The following is a 12,680-nucleotide window of genomic DNA, read 5'->3' on the forward strand; positions in this document are numbered from 1 at the left end:
CCGTCGGCGAAATCGGACAAGGCGGCCTCACGCCGGACGCGAGTAGCGTCGACCTTGCCGCGCTCGTGCGGCAAGGAGCCCGAAAAGAGGGAACATGGCTGACCTCAAAGATCTAGCCGATCAAGCCGCCGAAGCACTACTCACAGCGATACGAGACCAAGCGCGAAAGGCAAGTGACCTGAGATTGCTCCAGCTAGCCCAGGCGTATTCAATGATCGTTTCGACCGAGGTCAGCACGAGGCTGGCGAACGAGGGTGCAGCCGCTATGGCGGAGTATGAGTCGGGTTTGGGAGCGGGAGCGTCGATCTCGTCTATCTCACCGGAGTAATTTGAGTTTGTGGAAGCATCTCGCCGACACGTCCTCGATGCCGTGGCCTTGGCACCTACCCCATCGACCGCACCAGAAGGCGGGGGGACAGCGGTGGGATTGCGCCAACTGCGGCAAGCGATTTTCAGCCACCAGCCGCTAAACCGAAGTAAAACTGGACGCGGGCGCCTCAATTGCGTTCGTCTCGGGTTGGCTCCTAGTTCTGGGAGCTTGTCGCGTCTGCTGTCCGCTGGACCCTGGCCGACGTGGTGGGCCATCTTTCGGTTGCCGGTACAAGGGCGTTTAAGTTGCACGATCGTTGCACGGAGTCACGTATACGCTGCTCACAGCGTGCCCCCGGCAGGATTCGAACCTGCGGCCTTCTGCTCCGGAGGCAGACGCTCTATCCCCTGAGCTACGGGGGCGCATGCGCGAAATGCTGCGCCATCGGGCTCCGTCAGACTAGCGCATCCCGGCGGCCGCCGGTCGCCGACGGATTCGGGTCGTGACCACCCCAGACCATAGGATGGACCTTCGTGACCCCCGCCGACCTGGCCGAGCTGCTCAGTACCACCGCCGCCGCGGTGCTGAGCGAGCGCGGTCTGGACGGGTCCGTGTTGCCGGCGACGATCACCATTGAGCGGCCGCGCAACCCCGAGCACGGCGATTACGCCAGCAACCTAGCGCTGCAACTGGGCAAAAAAGTCGGTGTCAATCCGCGCGAGCTAGCCCGATGGCTCACCGAGGCGCTGGTCCAGGCCCACGGGATCGCCTCGGCCGAGGTGGCCGGACCCGGTTTTATCAACATGCGCCTGGAAGCGTCGGCGCAGGGCGTCATCGTCAACAACGTCATCGACGCCGGCGAGCACTATGGGCACTCCAATGCTCTCGCGGGCCGCAAGATCAATCTCGAATTCGTCTCGGCCAACCCAACCGGGCCGATCCACATCGGCGGCACCCGGTGGGCCGCGGTCGGCGACGCGCTCGGCCGGCTGCTGTCATCCCAAGGTGCTGAAGTGGTGCGCGAGTACTACTTCAACGACCACGGCGCGCAGATCGACCGGTTCACCAGCTCGCTGATCGCCGCCGCCAAGGGCGAGCCCACGCCGCCCGACGGCTACGCGGGCGCCTACATCGCTGACATCGCCGCACAGGTTCTTCAGCAGGCACCCGGCGCCCTCAAGCTGCCCGATACCGAAATGCGGGAAACATTCCGGCGCATCGGAGTTGACTTGATGTTCACCCACATCAAGCAGTCGCTGCACGACTTTCGCACCGACTTCGACGTCTATACGCACGAAGAATCGATGCACACCAGCGGCCGGGTGAATCAAGCGATCGAACAGCTGCGTCAAAACGGCAACATCTACGAAAAGGACGGCGCAACGTGGTTGCGCTCCAGCGCTTTCGGTGACGACAAGGACCGAGTCGTCATCAAAAGCGATGGCCAGCCAGCCTACATCGCCGGTGACCTCGCGTATTACTTAGATAAGCGGCAGCGCGGCTTCGACTTGTGCATCTATATGCTCGGTGCCGACCATCACGGCTACATCGCCCGGCTCAAGGCTGCGGCCGCCGCATTTGGCGATGACCCGGCCAGCGTCGAGGTGCTTATCGGCCAAATGGTCAACCTGGTCCGCGACGGCCAGCCGGTCCGGATGAGCAAGCGCGCCGGCAACGTGCTGACGCTTGACGACCTTGTCGAAGCGATCGGCGTGGACGCCGCACGCTACAGCTTGATCCGCTCGTCGGTCGACACCCCGATCGACATCGACCTGGCGCTGTGGTCGTCTGCCTCCAACGAAAACCCGGTCTATTACGTGCAGTACGCGCATGCTCGGCTTTCGGCGCTGGCCCGCAACGCCGCTGAGCTGGGACTGATTCCCGAAACTGCACACCTTGACCTGCTCACTCACGATAAGGAGGGCACGCTGATCCGTACCCTCGGCGAATTTCCCCGGGTGCTGAGAACAGCTGCGTCCCTTCGTGAACCACATCGAGTCTGCCGTTACCTGGAAGATCTCGCCGGTGACTACCACCGGTTTTACGACTCGTGCCGGGTGTTGCCGCAAGGCGACGAGCAACCCAACCAGCTGCACACCGCTCGACTGGCGCTGTGCCAGGCCACCCGCCAGGTGATCGCCAACGGGTTGAGCATCCTCGGAGTAACCGCGCCGGAGCGGATGTGAACGCCCATCCACCTGGCCCCCGGTACGCGGAAGACATCTATCTCAGCGGTAGCCCGCCGCGGCCGCAGACCCCCGAAGAGCTTCTGCGCTTGGCGCCAAATGTCTGGCCTCGCAATGCTCTTCGTGGTAACGATGGCGTGGTGGCTATCGCTGGGGTTTCCGTGATCGATCTTGCTCACGAGTACGGCACGCCGCTGTTCGTCATCGACGAAGAAGACTTCCGCTCGCGCTGCCGCGACATTGTGACGGCCTTCGGCGGCGGTCACAACGTGCACTATGCGGCCAAAGCGTTTCTGTGCAGCGAGATCGCGCGCTGGATCAACGAGGAAGGGCTCTGTCTCGATGTGTGCAGCGGCGGCGAGCTCGCCGCCGCGTTGCACGCGCATTTTCCCGCTGAGCGGATCACTTTTCACGGCAACAACAAATCGGTCGCTGAGTTGGCTGCGGCGGTGAAGGCCGGAGTCGGTCATGTCGTGCTGGACTCAATGACCGAGATCGAACGACTCGACGCGATCGCCGCCGACGCGGGCGTCGTCCAGGACGTCCTAGTCCGGCTCACCGTTGGCGTCGAAGCACACACGCACGAATTCATCTCGACCGCACACGAAGACCAGAAATTCGGATTGTCGGTGGCTAGCGGCGCCGCCATGTCCGCGATTCGGCGGGTGATGGCTACCCAAAACCTCCGACTGGTTGGCCTGCACAGCCACATTGGCTCGCAAATTCTGGACGTCGCCGGGTTCGAGCTTGCGGCGCAGCGCGTGATCGGCCTACTCCACGATGTCGTCGCCGAGTTCGGTAACGACATAACCGCGGACATCACGACGGTCGACCTCGGCGGAGGTATGGGCATTTCGTATCTCGCACAAGATGATCCGCTCCCAATGCAGGATTTCGCGACCAAGCTCGACGCCGTTGTGCGCAACGAGTCTGCTGCAGTCGGTTTGCCTCCGCCGAGACTGGTGGTCGAGCCGGGCCGGGCGATCGCCGGGCCTGGAACCATCACGCTCTATGAGGTGGGTACCGTCAAGGACGTCGACGTGAGCGCCACGGCGCAGCGCCGCTATGTCAGCGTCGACGGCGGTATGAGCGACAACATCCGTACTGCGCTCTACGGCGCGCAGTATGACGTTCGCCTGGTATCCAGGCGCACTGACGCGCCGGCGGTACCTGCACGTGTCGTCGGAAAGCATTGTGAGAGCGGGGATATTGTTGTCCGCGACGCATGGGTACCGGCAGACCTACAGCCGGGCGACCTGCTGGGCGTGGGTGCCACCGGCGCATACTGCTATGCGCTGTCGAGCCGTTACAACATGATTGGGCGGCCAGCAGTAGTCGCGGTCCGCGATGGGCAAAGCCGGCTGATCCTGCGGCGGGAGACAATAGACGACCTACTGAGCTTGGAAGTGAGGTGAGCGGTGTTCGGTGAGGAAAAATCCGTCGGCGTAGCCGTGCTCGGCTTGGGCAACGTCGGCAGCCAAGTTGTCCGCATCATCGAAGACAGCGCCGAGGACCTCGCGGCCCGAATCGGCGCTCCGTTGGCGCTCCGCGGCATCGGTGTCCGGCGAGTCGCCGCCGACCGCGGTGTGCCCGTCGAACTGCTCACCGACAACGTCGAAGAACTGGTTTCCCGCGACGACGTCGACATCGTCGTCGAACTCATGGGCCCGGTAGAACCGGCCCGCAAGGCGATCCTGTCAGCACTGGAAAACGGCAAGTCCGTTGTCACCGCGAACAAAGCCCTGCTGTCGATCTCCACCGGAGAATTGGCACAAGCCGCCGAAAACGCCAACGTCGACCTATATTTCGAAGCCGCGGTCGCTGGTGCTATCCCGGTTATCCGTCCGCTGACCCAGTCGCTGGCCGGCGACACGGTGCTAAGGGTGGCCGGCATCGTCAACGGCACAACCAACTACATCCTTTCCGAGATGGCCAGCACGGGCGCTGATTACGAGGCAGCGCTGGCCGATGCGAGCGCGCTGGGCTACGCCGAAGCCGATCCCACCGCCGACGTCGAGGGCTACGACGCAGCAGCCAAGGCAGCAATTTTGGCGTCCATCGCCTTTCACACCAGGGTGACCGCCGATGACGTCTATCGAGAAGGCATCACGAAGGTCACTCCGGCCGACTTCGCATCGGCAAGGGCTCTCGGCTGCACGATCAAATTGCTGTCGATCTGCGAGCGCGTCATAGACGACGAGGAACGGCAACGGGTCTCGGCCCGCGTCTATCCGGCGCTGGTGCCGTTGACGCATCCGCTTGCGGCCGTCAACGGCGCCTTCAACGCCGTGGTGGTGGAGGCGAAGGCGGCGGGGCGGCTGATGTTCTACGGCCAGGGTGCCGGCGGGGCGCCGACTGCATCAGCGGTGACCGGTGATTTGGTGATGGCTGCCCGCAACAGGGTGATGCGTAGCCGCGGGCCGCGGGAGTCCAGGTACGCGAAGCTGCCGGTCTTACCGATCGGCATGGTCTCAACCCGCTATTACGTCAACATGTATGTTGCCGATGAGCCCGGTGTGTTGTCCTTGCTCGCAGCGGAATTCGCGAAGCGCGATGTGAGCATCGCTGAGATGCGCCAGGAAGGTGTGGCCGACGAGGGCGGCCAACGGGTGGCAGCTCGCATTGTGGTGATCACCCACCGAGCCACCGACGCCGCCCTCTCCGAAACGGTTGCCGCGCTCGAAGACCTGGATGTGGTCCACCGTGTGGCGAGCGTGCTGCGACTGGAAGGAAACAGCGAATGACCGCAACGCGGGCAGCGACCCGCCAACCATGGCCGGGTGTTATCGCCGCCTACCGCGACCGGCTGCCGGTCGGCGACGATTGGACTCCGGTGACGCTGCTCGAGGGCGGCACCCCGCTCATCTACGCCGCCAAGCTCTCCGAACAGACCGGCTGCACGGTGCACCTCAAAGTCGAAGGGCTTAATCCCACCGGTTCTTTCAAAGATCGCGGCATGACCATGGCCGTCACGGATGCAGTGGCTCGTGGCCAGCAGGCGGTGCTGTGCGCGTCGACCGGCAACACGTCGGCGTCGGCGGCGGCGTACGCCGCCCGTGCCGGCATTACCTGCGCTGTGCTGGTGCCACAGGGCAAGATCGCGATGGGCAAGCTGGCGCAGGCTGTTATACACGGCGCCAAGATCATCCAGATCGACGGGAACTTCGATGACTGCCTGGAACTGGCACGCAAGATGGCAACCGACTTTCCGACGATCTCGTTGGTGAACTCCGTCAACCCGCTGCGAATCCAAGGCCAGAAAACCGCGGCATTCGAAATCGTCGATGCCCTGGGCGCCGCACCGGATGTGCACGCCCTGCCGGTGGGAAACGCCGGCAACATCACCGCCTATTGGAAGGGTTACACCGAATATCACGCCGACGGAGTCATCGACAAGCTGCCGCGCATGTTGGGCACCCAAGCCGCCGGGGCGGCACCGCTGGTAACCGGGGCACCGGTGCGTAAGCCTGAAACGATCGCCACCGCGATACGCATCGGCTCACCCGCGTCGTGGGCATCAGCCGTCGAGGCGCAGCAGCAGTCCAACGGGCGCTTCCTCGCCGCCACGGATGAGGAAATCCTCGCGGCATATCACCTGGTGGCGGCCACCGAAGGCGTTTTTGTCGAGCCCGCATCCGCGGCCAGCATCGCCGGTCTGCTCAAGGCTGTCCACGACGGCTGGGTGGCGGCCGGATCGAGCGTGGTGTGCACCGTGACCGGCAACGGCCTCAAAGACCCCGACACCGCGCTGAAGGATGTGCCCGCCGTCTCCCCGGTGCCGGTCGATCCCGTCGCCGTCGTCGAAAAGCTGGGACTGGGCTCGTGACGATTGCAAGCGCGGCGGAGCCGGGCGCAGCGGGTCGTCACTGGTTGGGTGTGATCGCAAGCGCGGCGGAGCCGGGTGCGGCGGGTCGCCACAGGGCGTGGCTGTGACTCGGATGCTGCCCGCCGGGCTAATGGCCAGCGCCGTCGTCGCGGCGTCGAGTGCGAATCTGGGTCCCGGATTCGACAGCATCGGACTTGCGCTGGGGTTGTATGACGAGATCCTCGTCGAGACAACCGGTTCCGGCTTGATCGTGGAAGTCGAAGGCGAAGGCGCCGGTCAGCTTCCGCTGGACTCTGGTCACTTGGTGGTTCGGGCTATCCAATGTGGGCTGCTCGCCGCGGGCATGGATGTTCCCGGCTTAACGGTCCGCTGCCGCAACGCCATCCCGCACTCTCGCGGACTTGGCTCGTCGGCCTCAGCGGTGGTCGGCGGCCTGGCGGTGGTCAACGGCCTTGCTGCACAAGTAGATTCGACGCCGCTCACTGAAACCCAGCTGATCCAACTGGCGTCGGAATTCGAAGGCCACCCGGACAACGCCGCGGCGGCGGTCATGGGGGGTGCAGTGGTGTCATGGATCGACAACAGCTGCGATCCGCCCGGTTACCTCGCCGTACCGCTGCGCCTACATCCCGATATCCGCCTGTTTCCGGCAATCCCCGAAGAGCGCTCGTCGACAGCCGAGGCCCGGGTCATGCTGCCCAGCCACGTCAGCCACTACGACGCCCGCTTCAACGTGAGCCGTGTCGCGTTACTGGTTGTGGCGCTCACCGAACGGCCAGACCTGTTGATGCCAGCTAGCGAGGATGTGCTGCATCAGCCGCAAAGAGCAGCCGCCATGCCGGCCTCGGCGGAATACCTCAGGCTGCTGCGGCGTTACGGCATCGCAGCGGTACTTTCCGGTGCCGGGCCAGCCGTGATCGCGTTGACCACAGAACCGGAGTTGCCCGCAGAGGCGCTGGAGTATGGCGCCGCAAACGGGTTCACCGTTAATGAGATGGCTGCTGGTGACGGGGTTCGCTGGAGTTCTGGAGTCGCCGTCCCCGGTTAATCCACACCGTCGGAGGAGGGGTTTCTTGCTTCCGGCCCCGAACCGGGCTATCCTCGGAGCCGTCCAGCAATCGCAGCATCTGCATCTGCATCGATACTGTCTTGCCACTAGGACAACCACCAAATTCTTCTCGTGGACGATGGTTCGCCATTTATGCCGCCAACCCAGGCGATCACCGTTGCCGAGTTGATGGTTGGACGCACTCGGTGGTTTGACTGAGTGCAACGAACCCCTCGCTTGACGCAATCGGCGGGGGAAGAAAGGAAATCCGTGACTGATACGGACCTCATCACGGCGGGCGACAGCACCAACGACGACAAGCTGTCGAGTTCCGTGACCTCAGATACTTCTGCGCCCACCGCTGCTGGCACTGCGGCGCCGTCGGCGGTAGACGCCGCCTTGTCAGACGGCTCGCTGTCCACGATGGTGCTGCCCGAGTTGCGCGCGCTGGCCAATCGAGCCGGCGTCAAGGGAACGTCGGGCATGCGCAAAAACGAATTGATTGCCGCGATTCGAGAAATTCACGGCCAGGCTAACGGCAGGCCATCCAACGGCGGCCACGCACCGGAGAGCGGCGATGACAGCACGCCCGACGCCGTGGGCACCCAAGCCGAAGCGCCGCGCGAGTCGACCACTGCGGAGGCGTCGCGGCGAGAGCGACGTACCGCCGGGCGAGAGGCCGGATCACCCACCGCAACTGTGACCGCGGCGGACACGCAAGGTGGCAAGGGGGAGGCGCAAGCCGATACCGGCCAACAGGACACCAAAGTGGAGCAGACGGAGAAACCTGGCGAAGAAAGCGACCAGCAGGGCCCGGACGGGCAGCAAAGTCGCAGCGACGACGACGGGGAGGGTCGGCAAGGCCGCCGCGGACGCCGATTCCGCGACCGCAGGCGTCGGGGAGAACGCACAGGTGACGGTACCGAAGCCGAACTTCGCGAAGACGACGTCGTCCAACCGGTGGCCGGCATCCTTGACGTTCTCGACAATTACGCGTTCGTGCGGACCTCCGGATACCTGGCCGGTCCTCACGACGTCTATGTGTCGATGAACATGGTGCGCAAGAACGGCTTGCGCCGTGGCGACGCCGTGACCGGTGCCGTCCGGGTGCCCCGGGAGGGCGAGCAGCCCAACCAGCGTCAGAAGTTCAATCCGCTGGTGCGCCTGGACAGCGTCAACGGCGGGCCGGTCGAGGACGCCAAGAAGCGCCCAGACTTCGGCAAACTAACGCCGCTGTACCCGAACCAGCGGCTGCGTCTTGAGACCAGCAGCGACAAGCTGACAACCCGAGTCATCGACCTGATCATGCCGATCGGTAAGGGCCAGCGCGCGCTCATCGTTTCGCCGCCTAAGGCCGGTAAGACAACCATCCTCAAGGACATCGCCAACGCGATTACCAAGAACAATCCCGAGTGCCATCTGATGGTCGTGCTGGTCGACGAACGACCGGAAGAGGTCACCGATATGCAGCGCTCGGTTAAGGGCGAGGTGATTGCCTCGACATTCGACCGCCCGCCGTCAGACCACACCACCGTCGCTGAACTGGCGATCGAGCGGGCCAAGCGGCTCGTCGAGCAAGGACAAGACGTCGTGGTGTTGCTCGACTCGATCACCCGACTGGGGCGCGCCTACAACAACGCCTCGCCGGCGTCGGGCCGCATCCTTTCCGGCGGTGTCGATTCCACGGCGCTATACCCACCGAAGCGGTTCCTGGGCGCAGCCCGCAACATCGAGGAAGGCGGCTCGCTGACGGTGATCGCGACCGCGATGGTCGAGACCGGGTCACAGGGCGACACCGTGATCTTCGAGGAGTTCAAGGGTACCGGCAACGCCGAGCTCAAGCTCGACCGCAAGATCGCTGAACGGCGAGTTTTCCCGGCTGTCGACGTGAACCCGTCCGGCACCCGCAAAGACGAGCTGTTGCTGTCGCCCGACGAGTTCGCCATCGTGCACAAGCTGCGCCGATTGCTCTCGGGCCTGGACTCGCATCAAGCTATCGACGTGCTGATGTCGCAGCTGCGTAAGACGAAGACCAACTACGAGTTCCTGGTGCAGGTGTCCAAGACGACGCCGGGTTCCCTAGACAACGACTAAGAGCCGGAGGCCGACCGGCGTGACTGCGGTCACACCGGTCCCGCTTAAAGTGTTGAGCCGTGGCCGACACCATCCAGCAACTGCTTCGCGAGCGGATCAACCACGAGGCCCCGGCGGTCAACTACGGCGACCGGGTGTGGAGCTGGCGCGAACATTTGGCGGATGCCTCCACCGAAGCGGCCGCTCTCATCGGCCTCGCCGATCGTCAGCGTCCGCTGCATGTCGGCGCGCTGCTGGGCAACACCCCCGAGATGCTTACCGCGATGGCGGCGGCGGCGCTGGGTGGCTATGTGCTGTGCGGAATCAACGACACCCGCCGCGGAGCTGCGCTGGCAAACGACGTCGTGCGCGCCGACTGCCAGATCCTGCTCACTGACGCCGAGCACCACGGCCTGCTCGACGGTCTGGAGTTGCCCGGGGTACGAGTGTTCGACACGTCGAGCCCCGAGTGGTCGGCTTTGTTGGCTTCGGCCGGCGCACTGACGCCTTATCGCGAGGTCGCGCCGACCGACACCTTCATGATGATCTCCACCTCCGGAACGAGCGGTGAGCCCAAAGCGGTGCAGGTGACCCACATGACCGTGCTTTTCGCCGGCTCTGCGCTGATCGAGCGGTTCGAAATCACCGCATCCGACGTCTGCTACCTGTCGATGCCGCTGTTTCATTCCAACGCGCTGCTGGCCGGATGGAGTGTGGCGGTGGGCTCCGGGGCGGCGATGGTACCGGCCAAATTCTCCGCATCCCGGTTACTTGCTGATCTGCGCCGCTACGGCGTGACGTTCATGAATTACGTGGGCAAGCCGCTGGCGTATGTGCTGGCCACCCCCGAGCGGCCCGACGACCGCGACAACCCGCTGCGCGTGGCCTTCGGCAACGAAGCCAGCGACCGCGATATCGCCGAGTTCAGCCGCCGCTTCGACTGCACGGTGTGGGACGGGTTCGGGTCGACTGAGGGCGCGATCATCATCACCCGCGAAGATGGCTGTCCCCCAGGCTCTTTGGGCCGCGGATTTCCCGGTGTTGCTATCTACAACCCGGAGACTGGCGTCGAATGCCCCCCGGCTGTATTCGACGACGAGGGCGCGCTGGCTAACCCCGAGGAAGCGATCGGTGAACTGGTCAATACGACTGGCGCCGGCCTGTTTGCCGGCTACTACAACGATCCCGAGGCCACCGGCGCCCGACTTCGGGACGGCATGTTCTGGTCGGGCGACTTGGCCTACCGGGACGAAGACGGCTGGATCTACTTCGCGGGCCGCAGCGGGGAATGGTTGCGGGTCGACGGCGAAAACATGACCACCGCGCCCATCGAACGGATCTTGCAGCGGCTGCCGGCGATCAACCACGTCGCGGTGTATGCCGTGCCCGACGAGCAAGTCGGCGATCAGGTGATGGCCGCAATTGTCTTGCCAGACAACACAGAACTGACCCCCGAGGAGTTCGGCGAGTTTCTGGCGGCCCAGCCCGATTTGTCGCCCAAGGCGTGGCCGCGGCATGTGTGGGTCACCGACCGGTTACCGACCACGGCGACCAACAAGATCCTCAAGCGCCAGTTGACCGCACTGGGCGCCAGACCCGCGGGCGGTGCGCTGTGGACGCGGGTGGGACGCAGCAACGCCTACGCTGTTGTGGATCGCCAGGCCGATCGACTCTATGAGGTCAGCCACGGTTAGTCGTCGTCGCCTTGCAGTCGGGAATGCCCGGGCTCATCGCAGTGTTTGGGGCAATGGTGGTTGAACTGGCATAATCGACCGCCGAAGATCCCAAGACACCTCAGAGTTCCGGTTCGCGTCTGACGACGGTCCGATCACGTACAGGCGACCCGGCGGCCACGATCGAAGAGGACATCATGAAATCCGGCATTCACCCGCAATACGTCGAGACCACAGTGGTCTGCGGCTGCGGCAACACATTCCAGACCCGCAGCACCAAGGAAAGCGGTCGCATCGTGGTGGAGGTGTGCTCGCAGTGCCACCCCTTCTACACCGGCAAGCAGAAGATCCTGGACAGCGGTGGGCGTGTGGCTCGCTTCGAAAAGCGATATGGCAAGCGCAAGACCGGCGCCGACGAAAAAGCCAAGACCGACAAGTAGCCGGCTTATCGACGCCCGAACTGTCGCGGAACTCCGCGCAGGCCGGGCGTCGTTTCATGTTCAGGGCAGTCGGCCGCCTTTCAGGAAGGACTCAGCATGACGCAGAGCGTGCAGGCGATCGACGCGCTGCTCGCCGAGCACGCTGAGCTTGAGCGTCAGTTGGCCGATCCAGAATTGCACGGCAATCCGATGGCAGCCCGCAAAGTAGGGCGCCGGTTCGCGCAGCTGGCCCCGATCATCACCGCCTACCGCAAATTGGAGTCGGCGCGCGGCGATCTGGAGACCGCTCGGGAACTGGCGATCTCCGACGAGTCCTTCGCCGCTGAGGTCGCCGAACTGGAAGCGCGGGTGGCCGAACTGGATGCCCAAGTCACCGACATGCTGGCACCTCGTGATCCGCACGATCCCGACGACATCGTGCTGGAAGTCAAGTCCGGTGAAGGGGGGGAGGAATCGGCGTTGTTTGCCGCCGACCTGGCCCGGATGTACATCCGGTACGCCGAGCGGCACGGCTGGACGGTGACGGTCCTGGACGAAACCACCTCGGACCTGGGCGGCTACAAAGACGCGACGTTGGCTATTTCTCGTAAAGGTGCAAGTGATGGCGACTCGCTCGACGGGGTGTGGTCGCGACTGAAGTTCGAGGGCGGGGTGCACCGGGTGCAGCGCGTCCCGGTAACCGAATCGCAGGGCAGGGTGCACACCTCGGCGGCTGGCGTGCTGGTCTATCCCGAGCCCGAGGAAATCGGTGAGGTGCAGATCGACGAGTCGGATCTGCGCATCGACGTCTACCGGTCCTCCGGAAAGGGCGGCCAGGGCGTCAACACCACCGATTCGGCGGTGCGGGTCACTCATCTGCCCACCGGGATCGTCGTGACATGTCAAAACGAGCGTTCCCAGCTGCAGAACAAAACCCGCGCCCTGCAGGTGCTGGCGGCGCGGCTGCAGGCAATGATGGAGGAGCAGGCGCTGGCAGACGCATCGGCGGACCGGGCCAGCCAGATCCGCACGGTCGACCGCAGCGAACGCATCCGCACCTATAACTTTCCGGAGAACCGGATCACCGACCATCGCATCGGCTACAAGGCCTACAACCTCGATCAGGTGCTCGACGGGGACCTCGA

8 protein-coding genes, 1 tRNA gene and 1 pseudogene (1 of these 10 running past the window's edge) are annotated in these 12,680 nt (G+C 64.3%); 9 read left to right on the forward strand and 1 reads right to left on the reverse strand.

Annotated features, from left to right (window positions below; translation table 11 throughout):
- Positions 1–659: 659 nt before the first annotated feature.
- Positions 660–732: transfer RNA gene (locus ACFE99_RS05255), tRNA-Arg, on the reverse strand.
- A 111-nt stretch (positions 733–843) separates the two neighbouring features.
- Between ACFE99_RS05255 and argS the strand changes: the two genes are divergently transcribed.
- From argS to prfA, 9 genes and pseudogenes are all read left to right on the forward strand, one after another.
- Positions 844–2,496, forward strand: coding sequence for an arginine--tRNA ligase (gene argS / locus ACFE99_RS05260; RefSeq protein ID WP_375483084.1), 1,653 nt, complete (start codon positions 844–846; stop codon positions 2,494–2,496).
- Between the two features lie 35 nt (positions 2,497–2,531).
- The gene (gene lysA, locus ACFE99_RS05265; protein WP_375483130.1) at positions 2,532–3,911 is read left to right on the forward strand and encodes a diaminopimelate decarboxylase; all 1,380 of its coding nucleotides are present in this window, start codon (positions 2,532–2,534) and stop codon (positions 3,909–3,911) included.
- A 3-nt stretch (positions 3,912–3,914) separates the two neighbouring features.
- Positions 3,915–5,240: a homoserine dehydrogenase gene (locus ACFE99_RS05270; RefSeq protein WP_375483086.1), complete on the forward strand. Its 1,326-nt coding sequence runs from the start codon at positions 3,915–3,917 to the stop codon at positions 5,238–5,240.
- The gene (gene thrC, locus ACFE99_RS05275; RefSeq protein WP_375483088.1) at positions 5,237–6,322 is read left to right on the forward strand and encodes a threonine synthase; all 1,086 of its coding nucleotides are present in this window, start codon (positions 5,237–5,239) and stop codon (positions 6,320–6,322) included. Before ACFE99_RS05270 ends, thrC begins: the two co-directional genes overlap by 4 nt.
- A gap of 103 nt (positions 6,323–6,425) precedes the next feature.
- Positions 6,426–7,370 carry a homoserine kinase gene (gene thrB, locus ACFE99_RS05280; RefSeq protein WP_375483132.1) on the forward strand — a complete coding sequence of 315 codons (945 nt, stop codon included), beginning with the start codon at positions 6,426–6,428 and terminating at the stop codon, positions 7,368–7,370.
- Positions 7,371–7,640: 270 nt separating this feature from the next.
- The gene (gene rho, locus ACFE99_RS05285; RefSeq protein WP_375483090.1) at positions 7,641–9,464 is read left to right on the forward strand and encodes a transcription termination factor Rho; all 1,824 of its coding nucleotides are present in this window, start codon (positions 7,641–7,643) and stop codon (positions 9,462–9,464) included.
- 59 nt (positions 9,465–9,523) lie between these two features.
- Entirely contained in the window at positions 9,524–11,137 is a 1,614-nt protein-coding gene (fadD1, locus tag ACFE99_RS05290) for a fatty-acid--CoA ligase FadD1 (protein WP_375483093.1), read from the forward strand.
- A 176-nt stretch (positions 11,138–11,313) separates the two neighbouring features.
- A complete protein-coding gene (gene rpmE, locus ACFE99_RS05295) occupies positions 11,314–11,556 on the forward strand; it encodes a 50S ribosomal protein L31 (RefSeq protein ID WP_375483096.1) in 243 nt (80 codons plus the stop codon).
- A gap of 96 nt (positions 11,557–11,652) precedes the next feature.
- Positions 11,653–12,680 (forward strand): annotated as a pseudogene (gene prfA, locus ACFE99_RS05300) (peptide chain release factor 1); it runs 121 nt beyond the window's last position.

Origin of the sequence: uncultured Mycobacterium sp., from assembly GCF_964249325.1 — a bacterium.
In the GTDB taxonomy this organism is placed as follows: Bacteria; Actinomycetota; Actinomycetes; order Mycobacteriales; family Mycobacteriaceae; genus Mycobacterium.

Bases quoted from the DNA above. Each gene is read 5' to 3' on its own strand.
- thrC (WP_375483088.1), top strand. From the start codon at position 5,237: ATGACCGCAACGCGGGCAGCGACCCGCCAACCATGGCCGGGTGTTATC.
- rpmE (WP_375483096.1), top strand. From the start codon at position 11,314: ATGAAATCCGGCATTCACCCGCAATACGTCGAGACCACAGTGGTCTGC.